Consider the following 20,915-nt stretch of genomic DNA (forward strand, 5'->3'; position numbering starts at 1 on the left):
GTCAATCCTCCCGGGATTATTGTAATTTTTGAATGCGGTCCATCTGGCTTATGATGTCGGTCACCCGCACACCGAAATTCTCATCGATAACCACGACCTCGCCTTTGGCGATCAGCTTGTTGTTAACCAAAATATCAACCGGTTCGCCGGCCAGTTTATCCAGCTCGATAATCGAACCTTGAGAAAACTCCAAAATATCTTTGATCAGTTTCTTGGTCCGCCCGAGCTCGACTGTAACCTTTAGCGGAATATCGAGCAGCAAGTTTAAATTCGAATCGTCCGGCTGCATCGAGGCGCCCGTCAAATTGCCGAACTGCGCCGGTGCCACGTTAACGCTGCGTCCCGGAATTCCGCCATAGTTTTGCGGTATCGGCGGTTGCTGCGGCGGGTACATCGGCTGCTGATACATCGGCTGCTGGTAAGGCTGTTGATAAGACTGGCCCATCGGCGGCTGCTGATGCATCATCGGAGGCTGACCGTAAGGATCGTACTGCGGCATTGGCATTTGCGGCGCCATCGGCGCCTGGTTGTAACCTGCCATCGGGTCCGGCTCCTGCCTCATCGGCGGCTGTTCATAATGCTGCTGCGGCTCCTGGGTCGGGGCTGGCGGCGAGGCCGGTGCCGGCTCAGGCTGAACATCAGTTCCGCCGAGCAAAATGTTGACCATTTCTTTGGAAAAGGAAACGGCGAGCAGCTGCATCAAGGTAGAGTCGATCAAGTCCCCGATAATCAGGCGGAACGAGATTTTGACGAACACTTCCTCACGGGGGAGCTGGTCTTTTCCTTCCCCGTTCGGCAAATCCAAAATGTTGATGCCCGGCGGAGATATATTGACAAACCGGTTGAAGATCGTCGACATCGAGGTGGCGGATGAGCCCATCATTTGGTTCATCGCTTCCTGAACGGCGCTGATATGAATATCCGACAGCTCCGAGTCGTCTGCAACGTTGCCGGTGCCCCCCATCATAAGATCGGCGATCACTTGCGCGTCTTTCGTCTTAATGACCAGCAAGTTGATCCCGTCGAAACCGTCCACGTAATTAACGTGAATCGCCACATGCGGTCTCGGGAACTCCCGCTCCAATTCCTCCCGGGCGATGATCGATACTTTCGGCGTCGTGATATCCACCTTTTTCCCCAGCAAGGTGGAAAGTGCGGTTGCCGCGCTGCCGAACGTGATGTTGCCGATCTCCCCAAGAGCGTCCTGCTCGATCGGGCTTAAGTAATCGTCAACGGAAGGTGGGCCGTCTGACGACGAAGCGCCGCTGAAATCTTCGCTCGTTTGCCGAAGCAGCGCGTCGATCTCTTCCTGCGATAAATAATCTTTACTCGTCATGTTCTTCTTCCCCTTCGCTGACAATCTCCGTCACTTGAACGGCAAGTTTGTCTTTCACGGTTCCAGGACTTGCTATAAATTTTAACTTTTCCCCTACTTTGATGTGCAGTCCATCGTCAACCGGCTTGTTGAGCGTAATGACGTCGCCCACAGCCAGGTTCAGAAATTCTTTGACGGTAATAACCGATTCGCCGAGCTCCGCAATAACCGGAAGCTTCGCCTTGTGCACGCGCTCCTGAAGTGCTTCCACTTCTTCCGGAGCCCTGCTCTTGCGCTGAGCCAAAAATTGGTGATGCACGGATAATCGCGGCATGATCGGTTCCAGGACTACATGAGGGATACATAAATTGATCATCCCCGTCGTATCGCCGATTTTGGTCGTAAGCGAAATAAGTGCGATCGTTTCGTTAGGCGAAACGATTTGCATAAACTGCGGATTCGTTTCGAGCGCTTCGAGTCTGGGCGCCAGATCGATAACCGTTTTCCAGGCTTCCTGCAAGCTCTCGAACGCCCTGCTGAATATCCGTTCGATAATAATCGTCTCGATTTCGGTGAGCGCATTGACTTTAGGAGGAGAGCTTCCAGGACCTCCGAGCAGACGGTCCAGCATCGCAAACGCGACGTTCGGATGCACCTCCAGCACCATCCGGCCTTCCAGAGGTTCGGCCTCGAATATATTTAAAATCGTCATTTTCGGAATTGAACGGATAAACTCGTCGTAAGGCAGCTGCTCTACTTGGACGACGTTAATTTGCACGAAAGTGCGAAGTTGAGCCGAGAAATACGTAGTCAAATATCGCGCGAAATTTTCGTGTATCCGAGTCAAGCTGCGAATATGATCTTTGGAAAAACGGACGGCACGTTTAAAGTCGTATGCCTTTACCCGTTTTTGGGTTTCTTCTTTTTTTAGCTCCTCGGCGTCCATTTCGCCTGATGACAGCGCGGCGAGCAGGGCGTCAATCTCATTCTGCGAGAGCACGTCTACCAATTCCATCACCCCCTTATCCGCGGCATTCGATTAATTGTTCATCATGATGTTAATGTCTGTAATATCGACACGCACCAGTTTACCTTTAGATAAAATGGGATTGATTTTATTGATTAGCGTCGTGCTGATCAGATCTTGTCCTTTGGAGCCCCCGGCTTGCTCGGGCGTCATATCGGCGAGCGTCTGCAGGATGATCGATCTCACCCGGGTCGACAACAGTTCGAACTCTTCTTTCGCCTTGGAATCTTCCAGCAAAAAAGCAAAATTGATCTTCACGTAATTTTTGCCAACCAAATTGGTCGTAATGTCTTTGAATTCAACCGTATTCGCTTTTTCTTCCTTCGCCGACATTTTTCTCGGTTTCACGTTCTCGACGGAGTTAGCCGCTTGCTGGGTCGGGTCGCCGGATTGAGACTTTTTGTCCAAATATTCCCACAAAATAAAACTTGCGAGTGCGATCAGCGTGATCGCGATAAGGATCATGATTAACCATTGCACCATTTTGTTCTTGAACATGACTACGAGCCCTCCGGGACAATATTCTTAGTAGCTACCCTGATCGATCCGGCCTGTTGCATGTAGGCTTTCACCATGCTCACCACGTCCGATACCGTTTCGGTTACGATGAATTTTTTGCCCGTAGTCAGCGTAATGAGCGTATCCGGGGTTTCTTCAATCGTTTCGATCAACAAAGCGTTGATCGTCAGCTTACTGCCGTTCAACCGCGTAACAGGTATCACAAGGTTCCCTCCCGAGATATTGCTTGCTTCATCCACGGTCAAGCGCAAAGGGGAAGAAAAAATCCCCTTCGACGCTCTTCCCGTGTTTCAAATTAACGTTTCAGGCTTAATATTTCTTGAAGCACTTCATCCGACGTGGTTATGATCTTGGAGTTGGCCTGGAAACCGCGCTGCGCTACGATCATTTCCGTAAACTCGCCGGTCAGGTCGACGTTCGACATCTCCAGCTGGCCGGAGATGATGGCTCCGGTGCCGATTTCAGGGTTATTGGGTTCTACAACATCAATCTCATCTACCCCTGCGTTAGGAGTCATCCGGTACATGTTGCCGCCAACCTTCTCCAGACCAGCCGGATTAAGGACTTTGACTACACCCAGCTGCATTCCGTCGATCGGTGCCGACGTTCCGTCGACGTTAACGCCAACGAATTGTCCGTTTTGGTCGATGGAGAAGGCCGTAACTGTAGCCGGATCGATCTCGGGCAGCAACTCGCCGCCAACTCCAAGAACTCGATAGCCGTCAGCAGTTACAACTTGTCCTGCGGCATCCACCTTGAAGTTGCCGTCGCGCGTTAAAAAAATTCCTCCCTCATCGCCGGCCTGAACCGCAAAAAATCCGTCTCCGTCGATCCGTACGTCGGTAACGACGTTCGTCGTCATTGCACTACCCGGAGTATGCAGCGTGTCGATCGCGGCCAGCGTTACTCCGAGTCCGATTTGTTTGGCGTTGACTCCACCGTTGCCGTCAAGCGGAGCCGTAACGCCTGCGACTGTCTGACTTAAAATGTCTTTGAACATCGCGCGGCTGCCTTTAAACCCGATCGTATTTACGTTGGCGATGTTATTTCCGATGACGTCCAACTTCGTCTGGAAGCCTCTCATCCCGGAAACGCCAGAGTACAGGGATCTTAACATGCTCGTTCCTCCTTGAGAACCGTAAGAGCCATAGTGGGTACTGCGTTATTTGTCCGAGCCGCTTCAAGCGGTCCGCGGCCCGCGGGCTTCCGGATAGGGCCAGCCCGGTATGCGATTATAAAATGACGGCACTGTCGATCTGAGTAAACAAGTTGTCTCTCATCGCATCGCCATCGATGGCGGTCACGATCGTTTTGCTTTTGACGTTCACGATCATCGCCATACTGTCCATCAAAACAAGCGATTCTTTGGCGCCTTTGGCAGCGGCCTTGTCGATAGCCGACGATAGTTTAGCCAGCTGCTCCGGCTTCAGCTCAATCCCCCGCTGCTGCATGCGCAGACCGGCATGGTGGCTGATGCGGACAAGGCTGTCCCGGAACACGTCCTGAAACGATTTCGTTCCAGCTGGGAGCTGTCCGGTACTCGGTTCAACGCGTTTAGCGGGTGCTGCCGGCGGAATCGCATTCGGATATAAATGTCCGACCGTTATTCGATCTGCCATAGCAAATCCCTTCTAATTTTTAATCTCCACGATGTTTTCAAGCTGGACATCCATACTGTCGACTACGGCAAACTGTTTGCCGTCCTTGATCTTGATCGACTCCACCGTACCGGATTTCACTTCCTGCTCTTTACTCGCATTCGTGTGCGTCCAACTGATCGACTTGCCGATCAGCGAGGAGCTGAACCCGATCGACTGGCGCAGCAGTTTCATCTCGCCGGCCATATTGGTGAGCTGCTCCACCGAAGTGAATTGCGCCATCTGAGCGATAAACTCTTTATCCTGCAGCGGCTGGGTCGGGTCTTGATTGGACATTTGGGCGACCAATATTTTAAGAAAATCGTCCCGTCCTAAATTGCTGCTTCCCGTTTTTTGTTTCTCAACCGCATTTTTGTAATAATAGGTTCCCATCGATACGCCAACGTTGGCCACCCGGAATTCCTCCATTTTGATGCTGCTTTATGCTGTGACGTCGAACGATCCGTCTGCAGACTGCGATTTGCGTTCCGTTACGCCTTCCAGCTCAGTCAAGAAATCGACCGGCTCCTGTTCGAAGTCGTCCGGTTTTCCTTTACCCCGGCGATCGGATTGCTGGGACTGCTGCTGTCCGCGCGAATCCTGGAACAAGCCCTGATATTGCGGGTTCGTCTGCGCGACTTCCAGTCTCTCAACCTGCAGCCCCTGCGTAATCAGCAATGTTCTTAGCTGCGACAGCTGGCTTTCCAGCATTTCTTTGCCGTGCGCGGTGTCGGCCATAAACTGGGCGACGATATGACCGTTTTGCATCGTAACTTTAACATCGACTTGTCCAAGATGTTCCGGCATCAGCGTAAGACGAACTTCCGACAATCCGTTGGCACCGGACACTTTCATGCTTCGAAGCACTTGCGCCATCTCATCCGCAAATCGGTCCGCATGAACTACAGGTTGCGATTGGTGGGCAGGTTGCGGGTGCCCGGTCGGCTGTCGAACCAGGTGATTCATCTGTTGTACAGGGGAATCATTGTCAATGCCTTCTTCCGACATCCTCGCCTCTGCCGTCATCGGATCAGAAGCAGATTCTTTTCCGGATACGATAGCGCTAAGCTGGTTCTGAACGCCTGCTCGCGCTGCGATCTCCTCCAGACGGCTTCTTACTTCCGCGCCGCGCACCAGAAGGTTTGCCGCAGCCGCCAATTTCACGCCAGCGCCGTCATTTGCCGTTTCCGTCTGTCTGGAGCGGCTATGCTGCGCGATTGCAGGTTGTACGACGGTCTGAACGGTACCAGCAGAAGATGCTGCGACGGTTGACTGCTGGGCCGAACTCGGCATGTCCCCGGCCTTCATCGGGTCCTGACCATTAGCAGCTTGGACGACAGGGGCGAGCAGCCGCTCGAACGCTTGCACGACATGCACGATTTCCGGCTCATTCGGATTTTGCTTCATCAGTTCTACGAGTGTCTCGAAAGTATGTATCCATGATTTCGCTTTGCCGTTCTGTCCAGTTAAGGAGTCACCTGGTTGCACCAAATCGTCCGGCAACACATTTGTTTGCTGTACGTCCTCGCTAGGCTTCCACTGTTGAATGACCGCTTGCGCCAGTTCCATAAGCGCCAACAATCCGGCCAACAGTTCCTCCTGTCCTTCCAAAGCGGTATCCATGTCCATCGTTCCAAGCCATTGGAGCAACAGGTCGCCGGGAAGACTCGCCTCGCCTTCGGCGGCTTGCGAAGCTGCCAAACCTGCAAGCAGATCGCTGGCCATCATGTTGGACTGCACCGGAGCTCCTGTACCGTTCTGGCCAAGCAGAGCTTGTACGAGCGTACCTGCAAATGGTGTACTGCCTCCCGCGTCGCCCGTACCGGCTCCCGCTGCAGCTTTGGCGGCTATTGCGCCATTCTGGGCCGCTCCGCCTGACGGCATTGAGGTGACCAAATTAAAAGGAATGCTCATATAAGTTTCACCTCCTTTCCTTAGAAGGTCATCGGCTCCTACCGCGTCGCTCGGCTATTCGCTAAGCTTCGCGCTTAACGCGGCCGCCGTCGGCTTCGACGAATCGGATATGGCCGCCAGCACCTTGGCTCTCCCGGCGCTGTCCATCGATTTCAATATATCGACAACCCTGGCCGGATTCGCCGTGTTCATCTCGATCAGAATCGCAGCGGCGCTTTTGGGAACCATCTGCGAGAAGGTTTGGCCGATATCCTCCTTCGTAATCGAAGGCAATGCTTTTTGCTGTTCCTGCTTATTAATGTCGAGCCGTTCTTGAAGCGCCGCAATCTGCACGTCTTTGGCCGGGATAACATCCTTCATCTGGATCGACGTTTCAGCGGCAACGGCCGGATTCATCCTCTCCAGCACTTTCCCCCGGTCCGCCGTCCTCATCTCGCCTAATACGAGCGCACGTTCCTTCAAGGTCAACGCTTCGAGAATCGGAGCCGATTTGCTGGGCATCATGCCGGCGTAGATGGAGGCAAGCTGTTGAATCTGCGCCCGGTATTCCTCGTCCGTCTGCGTTTTCGACTTTGTTCTCTCCTCCGCTGCTTCAAGCTGCGCCTTTAAGTCCTGGATCGTCTGGTCTTTTTGCTGCGACTGGCTGTTAGCTGCCTGAAGATCGGCCTGCATCTGCGCGAGCTGGGATTTCAGCTGTTCGATCGAGGCTGCTTCTCCGGCGGCATTAGCCGTCCCTGCCGATCCGCCCGCCGTCGCATCCGAAGGAAGCGTGATCCGCTCTTTCGTTTTCGGGTCCGGAATGAACGTCTCCAGAACGGGCACTTTGTTCGCCGCCTTCAGAATGCCGTTCATAAAGCTGGAATCGAACATCGCGAACAAAACCAGAAGCAGGACGATCGTAAAAATAATCGGCGTAGCGAAAAACAAAAACCGTTCGAAAGCTCCGTACGAAGATTTTTCCGTGTCCGTATTCGCCATGTAGAGGAGCCTCCTTTCCGCTTATCGGGTAACACGTTCAAATCGTCTGGAATCGGCGGTTCAGCGCAAGCTCGTCCAATTCATCCTGTTCTTTTTTCAGAACGAAGGCGGTGAATTGGGATTGCGCTTTTTCTTTCGCTTTCGTCCATACTTTTTCTTCTTTTAGCTTCTCCGTTAAATATTGCTGTTTCTCCGACACGTTGGCTTGCGCACGGCCGACTTCCTCGCATTTGGAATGGATTTGCCGATCCAGGTGCTGCAAGTACAACTGCAGCATTTGCATTTGCGAGATCGTCGTCTTGCGAATGGAGGCCTGCTCCAATTCGGCGGCAAGCCGTCCTTGCTCCGCTCTCAGCTCCGACAGCGCAAGCTCCTCCCGCTGCAAATCGGCGATCGCTTCGGACAGCATCCATTCGGCCTGCTCTTTTTGGTTCGTTTTTAAATCGACCAGCTTTTGCAAAGGATACCGGAATCGCATGACCTCAACCTCCGAAATGTTCGATTAATTGGTTTAATGCGTCTTTGTATCCAACTTTTTCACTTGTTTTTTGCTGAAGAAAATCCCATATCGACTGGATGTTGTCTAAGGATAAATCAATTTCCGGATTTGACCCTCTCTGGTACGCCCCGATATTGATTAAGTCTTCCGAATCTTTGTAAATGGAAAGCAAGCGTTTCAACCGGTCGGCCGCATTCGTCTGCTCTTCCGGCACGATCTCCTTCATACAGCGGCTGACGCTGGCCAGTACGTTAATCGCCGGATAATGACCTTTATGGGCAAGACTGCGGTCCAGCACGATATGACCGTCCAATATTCCCCGGACCGTATCCGCGATCGGTTCGTTCATATCGTCGCCATCAACGAGCACGGTGTAGAAAGCGGTGATCGAGCCTTTTGGCCCTGTGCCTGCTCTCTCCAACAGCTTGGGCAAGTTGGCAAATACCGACGGCGTATAGCCGCGGGTCGCAGGCGGTTCGCCGATCGCCAGTCCGACTTCGCGCAGCGCCATCGCATAACGGGTGACGGAGTCCATCATCAGCATGACGTTCAGACCACGGTCCCTGAAGTATTCGGCGATGCTGGTCGCGATCAACGCGCCTTTCATCCGGATCAGGGCCGGCTGGTCGGAAGTAGCCACCACCACGACCGAGCGGGCTAACCCTTCCGGACCGAGGTCTCGTTCAATAAAATCGAGAACTTCGCGGCCGCGCTCTCCGATCAGACCGATGACGTTCACATCGGCGGACGTGTTACGGGCGATCATCCCCATCAAGGTGCTTTTGCCGACGCCCGAACCTGCGAAGATGCCGACGCGCTGGCCTTTGCCGAGGGTAAGCAACCCGTCGATACAACGGACGCCGACACTGATCGGCTCCTGAACCCGCGGTCGCTTGAGCGGATTGTTAACCGAGCTGTTAGTCGAATAATGCGCCATCCGGGTCGGCAAAAAAGATCCGTCCAGCGGCTGGCCCAACCCGTCTAGTACTTTTCCCAGCAGCTCGTGACCCGCTTGAACGGTAAGCGGTTTGCCCGTGCTGACGACATCGCAGCCGGGACCGATCGAAGTTAATTCCCCGAGCGGCATAAGAAGCACCTTGTTGTCGCGGAAGCCGACGACTTCGGCTTTAAGGGGCTTGGCCGACTTGTACGGGTAAATGTAGCACACATCGCCGACACTGGCATCCGGTCCCTCGGATTCCACCGTCAGTCCGATGACTTGGGTTACTTTCCCGTTCACGCGAACCGGATCGATATGACGAAGCTGCTCTACATACTTGGAAACATCTGGAACGTTATTCATATTTATCAGCTCCTTCGCTACTAAGAGCAACGTGAGCCACATGCTGTAATCCTTTTTTGATCTCGTCCAGTTGGGTATCGATCCGGGCGTCGATGCTGCCGAACGAAGAACGGACGACGCAACCATGATCCCGTACGGTCGGGTCCGGAATAATTTGCAGCTCCGCCTGCGAATCGATGGCCAGCATAAGTTCTTCTCTGGCATCCAGGACGAACTGGAAATGATCCGGCGAGACGCAAAGCGTAATGATTCCTTGCTCCCTGCGGCGCATCAGAACTTTTCGGATCAGTTCAATCGACCATTCCGACTCGAGCGATAACTGCCTTCCGATAATCTTCTCGGCGATCGAGCAGCTCAGCTCAATCAGAAAAGGTTCGGATTCCTGGATCAGCTGGTGCTTCATCCGAACGGCGCTCTCAATAATCGACTGAGCTTCACTTAGCATCAATTCGTATTGCTGGCGCATCGCCGCTTCGGCCGTTTCCATGCCTTCCCGGTACCCTTCGTCCCGGCCCGACTCGCGGCACTCGGCGATCAGCTGCTCATCTTCGGAACGCCGCTGCTGCCACCAGCTTTCGATTTCGGCTGTCGCTTCGCTGCGGAGCTTCTGCGCTTCTTCCGATGCTGCAGTTACGACGGAGTCGGCATACGCTTCGGCATCGCGGATGATCCGCTCTTTCGCTTCGAGTGCGGCCGCTTCTTCAGCCGATATGCGCCCCTCATCTGCGGATTCCGCATCTAAACTTGGATCCGGTTCGGAAATTGGCGCGGAAAGTGAAACCTGTATCAACTTTTTATCGTCTATAGGGATATACTGGGTCGCCTTAATGACGTTAGACAATGATATCGTCTCCTCCGCCGCGAGCGATAATGATTTCTCCCGCTTCTTCCAGGCGTCGGATCGTAGCTACGATGCGGGTTTGCGCCTCTTCGACGTCGCGAAGCCGGACAGGACCCATATATTCCATCTCTTCGCGGAACGTTTCCGCCATCCGTTTGGACATATTCCGGAAAATGACTTCGCGAACTTCTTCGCTGGCGACTTTAAGCGCAAGCTGCAGGTCGGCATTCTCGATATCCCGAATGATCCGCTGGATCGAACGGTTGTCGATATTGACGATATCTTCGAATACGAACATCCGCTTTTTGATTTCTTCGGCAAGTTCCGGGTCCTGAATTTCGAGCGAATCGAGAATCGTCCGTTCGGTACCGCGGTCTACACCGTTTAATATCTGAACGATCGCCTCGATGCCGCCGGCCGTCGTATAGTCCTGAGTTACAGTAGAAGACAGCTTCTGCTCCAGCACACGCTCGACCTGATTAATAACTTCGGGCGACGTGCTGTCCATCTGGGCGATCCGTTTGGCGACGTCGGCCTGCTTGTCCTGCGGCAGTGAAGATAGAATAATGGCCGCCTGGTCCGATTGAAGATAAGATAATATAAGTGCAATCGTCTGCGAATTTTCGTTTTGAATGAAATTCAATATTTGAGCCGGGTCCGCTTTGCGGGCGAAGTCGAAAGGACGTACTTGAAGCGTCGCCGTCAGCCGGTTAATAATGTCCATCGCCTTCGAGCTGCCGAGTGCTTTCTCCAGAATTTCCTTGGCATATTGAATGCCGCCCTGCGAGATGTATTCCTGGACAAGACAGATTTGATGAAATTCGGCTAGGATCGCTTCCTTTTCCGCACTATCCACCTTTCTTACATTGGCGATTTCAAGCGTCAGCTGCTCAATTTCTTCTTCGCGCAAATGTTTAAAGATTTGGGCGGATACTTCCGGCCCGAGGCTAATCAATAAAATGGCAGCCTTTTGTCGTCCTGTTAAGCCTTGCTGGACCGCTTTCGCCACGGAAGTCCCCCCTTAATCATCTACTAGCCAAGTGCGCAGCAAATTAACGAACTCTTCCGGCTTTTTCTTCGCCAGACCTTCAAGCTGCTTGCGAACCTGGTTCTCGTTGCCGACCGTTTCGATATCGATCGTTGGCATCTCCACCTTCGTCGGTGCCGGCAATTCTTCCTCGACATAATCCAGCTCTTTTTGCTTTCTGCGGCGGAGCATATACCCGGCGGCTCCGGCAAGCGCCATCGCGGCCAACCCGATTCCGCCCCACATCCAATAATTAATACCGGCTTGCTCGGTCGCTGCCGTCGCTGCGAACGGTTGGGCGAACAGCGTCACTTTTCTGGCAATCTCCTCGGCCGTATACGTCTGACCGCTATCAGCAAGCGATGCCGATACGATGCTTGCCAGCGTCCGTTGGATGTTGTCTCTCATTTCCTGTGTCAAGGAGTTCGGGTCATCTTTGATCGGCGGTTCGATGCCGACACTAATCGACAAATCTTTAACGACAAACGGACTGGATACGATATCGTTCGTAATCCGGTTCACTTCGAAATTGACGATTCGGTTCGTTTCTTCCGACTGCGATTGTCCGGCCGCATTTTGCCCGCCTTGATAGGTCGGAACGTCCGTCGTACCTGTCCCCGGCACTCCGCCGTTGGCCGCTCCGGAATTGGTGGCCGACTTGTTGTTCTCTTGCAGGCTGATTTCGATTCCCCGGTTGTCTACCGTATTGACCGGCGAAACCAGATTTTGCTTGCTTGTTTTTTGATCGAAGTTAAGAGTGGAGATTACGCTGACAACGACTTTATTCGGAGCGTAGATTTTGCCCAGAAGACTCATTATGTTTTTTTGCAGCTCGTTCTGGAACTGATTTTTCACCTGGAACTGCTGTTGAATTTGTCCGGCCGCTCCCGCAACCGCCCCGTTCGTCTTGGAATAAGGCAGCGGTTCCCCGTTCTGGTTCGAGATAGTAATATTCTCATATTTCAGTTTCGGAATCGTCTTGGCGACCAGATTATACATCGTATCGATCTGGGTTTGATCGAACCGGTACCCGTTCTGGATGTTTAGTACGACCGATGCGGTCGATTCCTGAGGCTCCGTCGTAATAAACGCCGTTTCCTTCGGTACCGTGATCAACACCTTGGAACTGGCTACCCCGTTGATCTGGTTAAACATTTGCTGAATTTCGCCTTGTACGGCATTGATCAGTTTGACGTTAAATTCGTTATCCGACATCCCGAACGTATTGCTTCCGGCAAATGCCGCATAACCGAGCGATCCGCTGTTATTCAGCCCTTGCGATTCTACCTCCAGCTTGATCGATGCCGCTTGGCTGGCCGGAACCGCGATCGTTTTACCGTCGGCGCCTAATTGATAGGGTACTTTCGAATCATCCAAATATTTTTTAATGCTCGCCGCATCGTTCGGCTGCAGGTTGGAGAACGCCGTGACATATTCGGTTTTTGATAAATTGACGGAGGTCAATATAATTACCGCGATCAGAATCACGACGGTACCCAGCACCATAAACTTTTGATTTTTGCTCAGCTGCTTCCAATACTGAGTCGTTTTGTCTCGATATTGGACAAGTGTCTCGTTCACTATGTCACCCCGTCCGGGAATCTGCTGCGATTGCTGGTGTGTTTCTGAATGCTTCTATGAAGTTGGCAATCTTTCATAAATCTATGTACGATCAGATCTGTGTTCTCATAATCTCCTGGTAAGCTTCAATAACCTTGTTGCGCATCACGACCGTCATTTCCAGACTAAGGGCCAACTTCTCGGCCGCAATCGTCAGTTGGTGCGCATCAGCGATTTCCCCGACGATAAATTTATCGTTGAGCGTCTCCACAGTTGTCTGCTGCTTGTTCAGGTTGTTCATAGCATCGTTCAGAAACGAGCCGAACTGTTTGCCGATTTGAGCCGCTCCGGCTTCGCCGTTTGTTTTGTCGCTTAAGGAAACGAGCGGTTTTTTGGGTAAAAAGCCAATTTGTTCGATCATGCAGCGTCCCCCCGATTAATGAAATTATCTATTTCCCGATCTCCAGCGCTTTGGAGACCATTGCTTTCGTAGCATTTAGAGCCGTGACGTTCGCCTCATACGAACGGGTCGCCGACATCAGATCGACCATCTCTTTTAAAATATCGACATTCGGCATCTGCACATAACCGCGCTCGTCGGCATCCGGATGAGTAGGATTATATACCTGCTTGAACGGGGCCTCATCATCGAACACCCGGGATACTCTTACCCCTTCGCCCGTCAAATCCCGCATCGACTGATTCAAGTATTGCGAAAAGGGTGCCTGCTCCTTCGCTTCCATCGTCACCATTTTGCGTTGATAAGGCACCCATCGGCCGTCCACCAGCTTGCCGCGGGTCGTATCCGCGTTCGCCATATTCGAAGAGATGACGTCCATCCGAAACCGCTGGGCGGTTAGAGCGGAAGCGCTAATGTCGAAGCCGTTAGTCAATTTCACTTATCATCTTCCTCCATTCAATGCGGTTCTGTAATGCTTCAGATCGGAATTGACCTGGCCTACGATAACGTTGTAACGAAGCTGGTTTTTGGCGAGCAGCGCCATTTCGTAGTCGATATCGACGTTGTTGAGGTTGTTGTTCATCAATGTTGTTTCGTCAGTGACCACTTTCGGAGCGACCGGCGCCGCCGGAACCCCGATCGGAATGTGCCGCGGATCGGTCCTTCGGCCCTGGAGACTGTTTTTTATCAATTCCTTCTCCAGAAGCTCCTCGAACTGCACATCGGACCTTTTAAAATAAGGCGTGTCGACATTTGCCACATTGTTGGACATCACTTTTTGTCGAAAGGAGGCGGCATCCAACGTACGTTCCATTAGCCCTAGGCTCGGAGTGTCCCAAAAAGCCATTCCATTTTACCCACTTTCCCGTGAAAAGTTTTATGTAATGTTATTCTTCACGCCTTTGTCGATTCCTTCTTTATTCGACTTCTTTACTAAAAAAAATAAAGAATTTGTCTAAATTTGTTGCATACGAACCATATATATATTCTATCTATACCGAAAAGTTTACAATAAGCAAAAAGCCCTATCTTTAGGAAGACAGGGCTGTTTTTATGGCGTCTGCCGGCCGCTTTACGCTCTGGCGTTGGCTACGCTTTGGACGAGCTGTTCATTTAATATTTTGATATAGGTCCCCTTCATCCCAAGCGAACGCGTCTCGATCACTCCCGCGCTTTCCAGCTTGCGTAGCGCGTTCACGATCACCGAACGGGTAATTCCGACTCTGTCGGCGATTTTGCTTGCGACGAGCAATCCCTCTTTTTCCTTCAGCTCTTCAATAATATGATCGACGGCCTCCATCTCGCTGTACGACAACGAGTTGACCGCCACTTGCACAGCCGCCTTGGTACGCGCGTCCTGCTCGATTTCTTCGGCGTGCTCGCGCAATATCTCCATGCCTACAATGGTCGAGCCGTATTCGGCCATAATCAAATCGTCGTCGATAAAGGAATTGCCGCTGCGGGTCAACACAACCGTGCCGAGCCGGTCTCCTCCTCCAATGATCGGGATGATCGTTACGTGAGAATTGTCGAAAAATGCATTTATTTTTTCGGTAAACATCTGATAAGGACTGTCGGTCTCCCCGTTCGAAGATGTCTCCTCGATTCGTTTCAACACATTGTTATATTCTTCGGGCAGCCTGCGGTTCAGTACGATCATCTCGTGCATCGGCTCCGACAACGGCTCGCCGGTCGTCGCGTATCCGAGTATTTTGCCTTTTCGGCTGATGACGAACACGCTCGCCGCAATCAGATCCCGCAGCACTTCCGACATCTCCATAAAGCTGACGGCATTGCCGGCAGCCTTCTGCAGCAATCGGTTCAAACTTCTTGTCTTGCTCAGTAAACTCATAGCGTAAGCCTCCCGGTGTATTGCAGAACATGCGCCCTACAAAATGTATTGGCTCAGGTCGCGGTTCTGCGCGATTCCAGCCACTTTCTCTCGCACGTACTCGGGCGTAATTTCGATATGGTCAAGCGTGATGTCCGGCGCTTCGAACGACAGATCCTCAAGCAGCTTCTCCAAAATCGTATGAAGTCTTCGCGCTCCGATGTTGTCCGTATTCTGGTTGACCTCCGCCGCGATTTTGGCAAGCTCCGCGATCGCTTCGTCCGAAAATTCGACACGAATGCCTTCGGTTTCAAGCAGCGCCGTATATTGTTTGGTCAGCGCATTTTGCGGTTCTTTCAAAATTAGAACGAAATCGTCCTGGGTCAAATTCGTCAGCTCGACGCGGATCGGGAACCGTCCCTGAAGCTCGGGGATCAGATCGGACGGCTTGGCGATATGGAACGCGCCTGCGGCGATAAACAGCACGTAATCGGTTTTCACAGGCCCGTACTTGGTCATGATCGTCGAACCTTCTACGATAGGTAAAATATCGCGCTGCACGCCCTCGCGGGAAACGTCGGGGCCGCCCCCCCGGCCGGAGCTGGCGATTTTATCGATCTCGTCGATAAAAATAATGCCGGTCTGTTCCGCCCGCTTGACCGACTCCTGCACCACTTCGTCCATGTCGATCAGCTTTTGCGCTTCTTCCTGAATCAGCGCCTGACGGGCTTCCTTGATCGGCAGCTTGCGCTTTTTCGTCCGTTTCGGCATCAGGTTTCCGAACATTTCCTGCATGTTCATCCCCATCTGCTCGTTGCCTTGCCCCGCAAACATATCCAGCATCGACGGCGCGGTATCCTCCACCTCGATCTCGATCATCTGCTCCTCCAGCTCTCCGCGGCGCAGCTTCTCCTTCGCTTCCTGACGGCGCTGGATGATATTGTGATCGGTCTCTTCTTTCTCGGCAGCCGGCTGCTGCTGGGAACCGCCGAACAGCATCTCCAGCGGATTGCGCTGCGACTTCGGAGGAGTTGAGGACGGTACGAGAATCGCCACGATCCGTTCGTTGGCAAGCTGTTCCGCTTTATCTTTCACGGTTTCCGTTCTCTCCGCCTTGACCATGCGGATCGACGTTTCCACGAGATCGCGGACCATCGATTCCACGTCGCGGCCGACGTATCCGACTTCGGTGAACTTGGTCGCCTCTACTTTGACGAACGGCGCTCCGACGAGCTTGGCCAGACGTCTGGCGATTTCCGTTTTGCCGACACCGGTCGGACCGATCATCAAAATGTTTTTCGGGACGATCTCGTCCCGCATCGATTCGCCGAGCAAACTTCGGCGGTACCGGTTGCGCAGTGCGATCGCCACCGATTTTTTGGCTTGCTTTTGTCCGACGATATACTTATCAAGCTCCGATACGATTTGTCTGGGCGTCAGAGCGCGATTGTTCATGGAAGTCCCTCCCGGTTATGGCGCGATTATATTTCTTCCACAATAATGTTCCGGTTTGTAAATACGCAGATGTCGGCAGCCGTTTCCAGCGATGCCTTGGCGATCTCGTTGGCGGTCAGATGCGGGGCGAACTGTTTCAAGGCGCGTCCGGCGGCCAGCGCGAAGCTCCCCCCGGAACCGATCGCAAGAATACCGTCGTCCGGCTCGATAATCTCGCCATTCCCGGAAATAAGCAGCAGGCTTTGCGAATCCATGACGATCATCATCGCCTCCAGCCTGCGAAGCACCCGGTCGGAGCGCCAGTCTTTGGCCAGCTCGACGGCCGCGCGAAGCAAATTGCCCTGGTGTTCCTCAAGCTTCGCCTCGAATTTCTCGAACAACGTCACCGCGTCCGCCACGGAGCCTGCGAATCCGGCTATTACTTTGCCCCGGTACAAGCGCCTTACTTTTTTGGCTTTCGACTTCATCACCATGCTGTTCCCGAACGTCACTTGTCCGTCTCCCGCTATGGCGCCTTTACCTTCATGCCTGATGGCAAATATCGTAGTCGCGTGAAAGTCACCCACCGTGATCCCCCCTTATCTGTGCTAACCTGTATACCGCTATACCGCTGCTATGTACGTTCAGGTCCATAAACGGCTTCGGCCGGTATTTCCATTTGCCGGAAACGTCGGAACCCGTATAAACGGCAGGAAACAGCACCAAATGTTCGATCTGCTGCTGTTTCCCGTATTTTGCTAAAAGGTTGTCGTCTGAATCGAAACGAGCTTGCAGCTCCGAAAATGGGTTTCACTTATGAAAACATGTTCATCGTACCATAGCGGAGCTTTTACATACAAGTCAAATTGTGTACATTATATGAAAAATTCTGAATTGTTTGCAGCGCGCGTTCGGCAAGCAGCTCATTTTTACGTTTTTTGTCGCGAATTTTCTCTCCAAGCGGAGGAAGCAGACCGAAATTGGCGTTCATCGGCTGAAAATGTTTCGGGTCGGTAGTCGTAATGTAATGAGCCATACTGCCAAGGGTCGTTTCCGGCGGCACTACGACGCATTCTTGTCCGAGCGCCATCCTCCCTGCGTTGATCCCGGCAATCATCCCCGAAGCCGCAGACTCCACGTATCCTTCGACTCCGGTCATCTGTCCGGCGAAGAACAGATCGTGACGGCCTTTAAACTGGTACGTCGGATGAAGCAGCTTGGGCGAACTGATAAACGTATTGCGGTGCATGACGCCGTAGCGGACGAATTCCGCGTTCTCCAGACCGGGGATAAGCGAGAACACCCGCTTCTGCTCCCCCCACTTCAGATGCGTCTGGAAGCCGACGAGATTGTATAACGTTCCTGCGGCGTTATCCTGGCGCAGTTGAACGACGGCGTACGGCAGTTTGCCGGTATGCGGATTAACCAGTCCGACCGGCTTCATCGGGCCGAACAGTGCCGTTTGCTTGCCGCGTCTGGCCATCACCTCGATCGGCATGCAGCCTTCGAAGTAAATCTCTTTCTCGAACTCTTTCATAGGCGCCGTCTCGGCACTGATCAGAGCTTCATGGAAGGCGTCGAACTGCTCCTCCGTCATCGGGCAGTTCAAATAAGCGGCCTCCCCTTTGTCGTAACGGGAAGCCAAATACACTTTGCTCATATCGATCGAATCTTTGTCCACAATCGGGGCGGCAGCATCGTAGAAATACAAATATTCTTCGCCTGTGAGCCGCTTCAGCTCGTCCGATAAGGACGGGGACGTCAGCGGACCGGTCGCTACCACCGTAATCCCTTCCGGCAGCGCCGGCAGCTCTTCATTGCGGACTTCGATCAACGGATGATTCCGCAGCGTCGACGTCACCTCTCCCGAGAAGCCGTCGCGGTCAACCGCAAGCGCGCCTCCGGCCGGAACCGCATGTTTGTCGGCACAGCTCATGATGAGGGAGTTCATCCGGCGCATTTCTTCTTTTAATACCCCTACCGCATTCGTCAGTCCGTTGGCCCGCAACGAATTGCTGCATACCAGTTCAGCGAATTGATCCGTGATGTGGGCAGGCGTTTTGCGGACCGGCCGCATCTCGTACAACACGACCGGAACGCCCTGGCTGGCAATCTGCCAGGCTGCCTCGCTGCCGGCCAGGCCGGCGCCGATCACCGTTACTTTGCTAGCGTTAGTCAATGGTAAGCTCCTCCTGTTATCACGATCCGCGCTTTACCTGTCCAAGCTCTGCCGCAGCATGGCAGCAGAGCTCGGGATTCCATCAATCCGCGTCGGTATCGCCGTCGCCGTCCGTTTGCTGCATCTCTTCCTTGTATCCGCAATCCGGACATTGAAGGTGGGAGCCGGATTTGGCGTACTTCTCCACCAGCATGGTGCTGCAGTTCGGACACGGCTTGCCGGACGGTTTATCCCAGGAGACGTAATCGCAGCCCGGGTACTGATCGCAGCCGTAGAAGATGCGCCCTTTTTTGCTTCGCCGTTCGACGACGTTGCCTTCTTTGCATTTCGGGCAAGTAACGCCAACCTCTTTGACGATCGGCTTCGCGTTCCGGCAGTCCGGAAAACCGGAACAAGCCAGAAACTTGCCGAATCTGCCCATCTTGATGACCATGTTGCGGCCGCACTTCTCGCACAAGATGTCGGTTACTTCGTCCTGAATCTCGACTTCCTTCATTTCTTCCTCGGCTACTTCAAGCCGCTTCTCGAACGTAACGTAAAATTCGTCCAGCACCTTGACCCAGTCGACCTTGCCTTCTTCGACAAAATCGAGTTCTTCCTCCATATGGGCGGTGAATTCGACGTTTAAAATTTCCGGGAAAAATTCCGCCATCAACTGGATGACCAGATCGCCGAGCTCCGTCGGGACGAACCGTTTCTCCTCCATCGCGACGTAACCGCGCTTCTGAATCGTCTCCAGCGTCGGCGCGTACGTGCTCGGTCTTCCGATTCCCATCTCCTCCAGCGCCCGGACCAGTCGTGCTTCCGAGTAACGCGGAGGCGGCTGGGTAAAATGCTGCTTCGGCTCGATGCCTTGGTTGCCCAGCTTATCGTCCGGTTGTAGCGGCGGTAAAAACTTGTCGTCCTCGTTCGTACTGCCGTCGTCGTTGCCCTCCACGTACACTTTCATGAAGCCGGGAAACTTCACTTTGGAGCCGGCGGCGCGGAACGTCACATCGCCTGCCTTTATGTCGACCGTCATCGTATCCAACACGGCCGAAGCCATCTGGCTGGCGACGAAGCGTTCCCATACCAGCTTGTAAAGACGAAACTGATCCCGGCTCAAATACCCCTTCATTTCTTCCGGCGTTTTGGCTACGGACGTAGGCCGAATCGCTTCGTGAGCGTCTTGGGCGTTGGCTCCCTTTTTTAAATAAACACGCGGCGTTTCCGGATAATAATCCGCTCCATAGGCTTGCTGTATATATTCTTTGGCTTCTTCCTGCGCAACTGGCGAAATCCGGGTCGAGTCGGTACGCATGTACGTGATCAAACCGACCGTGCCCTCTTTGCCGATATCGACGCCCTCGTACAGCTGCTGCGCCACCTGCATCGTTTTGGCCGCCCGGAAATTCAGCTTGCGGGCCGCCTCCTGCTGCAAGGAGCTCGTAATGAACGGCGGCGCCGGATTGCGCTGACGCTCCTTCTCCTTCACTTCGCTGACCGTGAACGTCTCCTGTTCGATCCGTTTCAGGATGTCCTGGACTTCGGCTTCGCGGTTCAGCTCTTTCTTCTCTCCGCCGATTCCGTAAAATTTCGCCTCGAACGCCGAACCGTTCACATCCAGCATCGCCGTGATCGACCAATACTCTTCCGGAACGAAAAGCTTGATCTCGTTCTCGCGGTCGATAATAAGCTTTACGGCGACGGACTGCACGCGGCCGGCCGAAAGTCCCTTCTTTACCTTTTTCCACAGCAGAGGGCTGATTTTGTAGCCCACAAGGCGGTCTAAAATGCGGCGCGCCTGTTGAGCGTTCACCAAATCCATATCGATAGGCCGCGGCTGCTTGAATGCATCCTTCACCGCTTGTTTCGTTATCTCATTAAAAACAACACGACAAGGCTCCTTCTCGCTCAGTTCGAGGTAATGCGCCAAGTGCCAGGCGATCGCCTCCCCCTCGCGATCGGGGTCAGCCGCTAGATAGATGTTTTTCACTTTGCGGCTTGCATCCTTCAATTCTTTCAGAACGGAGCCTTTGCCCCGGATCGTTATATATTTCGGTTCGAACTTGTTTTCAACTTCGACGCCGATCTGACTTTTTGGAAGGTCCCGGATATGGCCCATGGACGCTTTCACGATAAACTTGCTTCCCAAATATTTGCCGATCGTTTTTGCTTTTGCGGGTGACTCCACAATGACTAACGAATCCGCCATAGGCTCGCCGTCCTCCCCTCGTAAGTGGCTGTTCCATTGTATGCGTATGCCCGGACCGTTCGTCACCGCCGCTATAAGAGGTTGTTCAAAAAGTCCACTTTTGATCACGAGGCCGATCAGGAAGCCTACTCGTCATCGAATATGGAATTCAGCCGGAACTTCCGGTGCTCACGTAGTTTCCACTACGCTCCGCTCCT

22 protein-coding genes are annotated in these 20,915 nt (G+C 53.1%); all 22 read right to left on the minus strand.

Going from position 1 to position 20,915, the window contains the following annotated elements; all coding sequences use genetic code 11:
* Window positions 1-16 precede the first annotated feature (16 nt).
* The 22 genes from fliY to topA all read right to left on the minus strand — a co-directional run bounded on the left by fliY (window position 17) and on the right by topA (window position 20,718).
* Window positions 17-1,336: a flagellar motor switch phosphatase FliY gene (gene fliY / locus AC3Y2E_RS14355; protein WP_379211339.1), complete on the minus strand. Its 1,320-nt coding sequence runs from the start codon at window positions 1,334-1,336 to the stop codon at window positions 17-19.
* Window positions 1,326-2,324, minus strand: a complete 999-nt coding sequence (gene fliM, locus AC3Y2E_RS14360; protein WP_190928027.1) for a flagellar motor switch protein FliM — start codon at window positions 2,322-2,324, stop codon at window positions 1,326-1,328. The genes fliY and fliM overlap by 11 nt, the downstream gene beginning before the upstream one ends.
* A gap of 30 nt (window positions 2,325-2,354) precedes the next feature.
* Window positions 2,355-2,840 carry a flagellar basal body-associated FliL family protein gene (locus AC3Y2E_RS14365; protein WP_332072504.1) on the minus strand — a complete coding sequence of 162 codons (486 nt, stop codon included), beginning with the start codon at window positions 2,838-2,840 and terminating at the stop codon, window positions 2,355-2,357.
* 2 nt (window positions 2,841-2,842) lie between these two features.
* Complete coding sequence (locus AC3Y2E_RS14370; RefSeq protein WP_332072505.1) at window positions 2,843-3,064, minus strand: flagellar FlbD family protein; 222 nt, start codon at window positions 3,062-3,064, stop codon at window positions 2,843-2,845.
* A 92-nt stretch (window positions 3,065-3,156) separates the two neighbouring features.
* On the minus strand, window positions 3,157-3,978 hold the full coding sequence (locus AC3Y2E_RS14375) for a flagellar hook-basal body complex protein (protein WP_379211343.1): 822 nt from the start codon (window positions 3,976-3,978) through the stop codon (window positions 3,157-3,159).
* A gap of 115 nt (window positions 3,979-4,093) precedes the next feature.
* A complete protein-coding gene (locus AC3Y2E_RS14380; protein ID WP_379211345.1) occupies window positions 4,094-4,480 on the minus strand; it encodes a TIGR02530 family flagellar biosynthesis protein in 387 nt (128 codons plus the stop codon).
* Between the two features lie 12 nt (window positions 4,481-4,492).
* Complete coding sequence (locus AC3Y2E_RS14385) at window positions 4,493-4,912, minus strand: flagellar hook capping FlgD N-terminal domain-containing protein (RefSeq protein ID WP_317891195.1); 420 nt, start codon at window positions 4,910-4,912, stop codon at window positions 4,493-4,495.
* 27 nt (window positions 4,913-4,939) lie between these two features.
* Window positions 4,940-6,412, minus strand: a complete 1,473-nt coding sequence (locus AC3Y2E_RS14390) for a flagellar hook-length control protein FliK (protein ID WP_379211348.1) — start codon at window positions 6,410-6,412, stop codon at window positions 4,940-4,942.
* Between the two features lie 54 nt (window positions 6,413-6,466).
* On the minus strand, window positions 6,467-7,390 hold the full coding sequence (locus AC3Y2E_RS14395) for a MotE family protein (RefSeq protein ID WP_379211351.1): 924 nt from the start codon (window positions 7,388-7,390) through the stop codon (window positions 6,467-6,469).
* Between the two features lie 37 nt (window positions 7,391-7,427).
* Window positions 7,428-7,868, minus strand: a complete 441-nt coding sequence (gene fliJ / locus AC3Y2E_RS14400) for a flagellar export protein FliJ (protein ID WP_379211353.1) — start codon at window positions 7,866-7,868, stop codon at window positions 7,428-7,430.
* Window positions 7,869-7,872: 4 nt separating this feature from the next.
* Complete coding sequence (fliI, locus tag AC3Y2E_RS14405) at window positions 7,873-9,192, minus strand: flagellar protein export ATPase FliI (RefSeq protein ID WP_379211358.1); 1,320 nt, start codon at window positions 9,190-9,192, stop codon at window positions 7,873-7,875.
* On the minus strand, window positions 9,185-10,033 hold the full coding sequence (locus tag AC3Y2E_RS14410) for a FliH/SctL family protein (RefSeq protein WP_379211360.1): 849 nt from the start codon (window positions 10,031-10,033) through the stop codon (window positions 9,185-9,187). Before AC3Y2E_RS14410 ends, fliI begins: the two co-directional genes overlap by 8 nt.
* On the minus strand, window positions 10,026-11,042 hold the full coding sequence (gene fliG / locus AC3Y2E_RS14415) for a flagellar motor switch protein FliG (RefSeq protein ID WP_190927910.1): 1,017 nt from the start codon (window positions 11,040-11,042) through the stop codon (window positions 10,026-10,028). Before fliG ends, AC3Y2E_RS14410 begins: the two co-directional genes overlap by 8 nt.
* A gap of 12 nt (window positions 11,043-11,054) precedes the next feature.
* Window positions 11,055-12,641, minus strand: coding sequence for a flagellar basal-body MS-ring/collar protein FliF (fliF, locus tag AC3Y2E_RS14420; protein ID WP_379211362.1), 1,587 nt, complete (start codon window positions 12,639-12,641; stop codon window positions 11,055-11,057).
* A gap of 91 nt (window positions 12,642-12,732) precedes the next feature.
* Window positions 12,733-13,041, minus strand: coding sequence for a flagellar hook-basal body complex protein FliE (gene fliE, locus AC3Y2E_RS14425; RefSeq protein ID WP_190927906.1), 309 nt, complete (start codon window positions 13,039-13,041; stop codon window positions 12,733-12,735).
* 28 nt (window positions 13,042-13,069) lie between these two features.
* The gene (flgC, locus tag AC3Y2E_RS14430; RefSeq protein ID WP_190927904.1) at window positions 13,070-13,519 is read right to left on the minus strand and encodes a flagellar basal body rod protein FlgC; all 450 of its coding nucleotides are present in this window, start codon (window positions 13,517-13,519) and stop codon (window positions 13,070-13,072) included.
* A 3-nt stretch (window positions 13,520-13,522) separates the two neighbouring features.
* Window positions 13,523-13,927, minus strand: a complete 405-nt coding sequence (flgB, locus tag AC3Y2E_RS14435; protein WP_190927902.1) for a flagellar basal body rod protein FlgB — start codon at window positions 13,925-13,927, stop codon at window positions 13,523-13,525.
* 225 nt (window positions 13,928-14,152) lie between these two features.
* Window positions 14,153-14,932: a GTP-sensing pleiotropic transcriptional regulator CodY gene (codY, locus tag AC3Y2E_RS14440; RefSeq protein WP_332072512.1), complete on the minus strand. Its 780-nt coding sequence runs from the start codon at window positions 14,930-14,932 to the stop codon at window positions 14,153-14,155.
* Window positions 14,933-14,968: 36 nt separating this feature from the next.
* Window positions 14,969-16,366: an ATP-dependent protease ATPase subunit HslU gene (gene hslU, locus AC3Y2E_RS14445; RefSeq protein WP_379211367.1), complete on the minus strand. Its 1,398-nt coding sequence runs from the start codon at window positions 16,364-16,366 to the stop codon at window positions 14,969-14,971.
* 26 nt (window positions 16,367-16,392) lie between these two features.
* A complete protein-coding gene (hslV, locus tag AC3Y2E_RS14450; protein ID WP_379211369.1) occupies window positions 16,393-16,932 on the minus strand; it encodes an ATP-dependent protease subunit HslV in 540 nt (179 codons plus the stop codon).
* A gap of 263 nt (window positions 16,933-17,195) precedes the next feature.
* Complete coding sequence (gene trmFO / locus AC3Y2E_RS14455) at window positions 17,196-18,524, minus strand: FADH(2)-oxidizing methylenetetrahydrofolate--tRNA-(uracil(54)-C(5))-methyltransferase TrmFO (protein WP_379211372.1); 1,329 nt, start codon at window positions 18,522-18,524, stop codon at window positions 17,196-17,198.
* A gap of 82 nt (window positions 18,525-18,606) precedes the next feature.
* Window positions 18,607-20,718, minus strand: a complete 2,112-nt coding sequence (topA, locus tag AC3Y2E_RS14460) for a type I DNA topoisomerase (RefSeq protein WP_332072515.1) — start codon at window positions 20,716-20,718, stop codon at window positions 18,607-18,609.
* Window positions 20,719-20,915 lie beyond the last annotated feature (197 nt).

Source organism: Paenibacillus sp. MAH-35 (assembly GCF_058135425.1).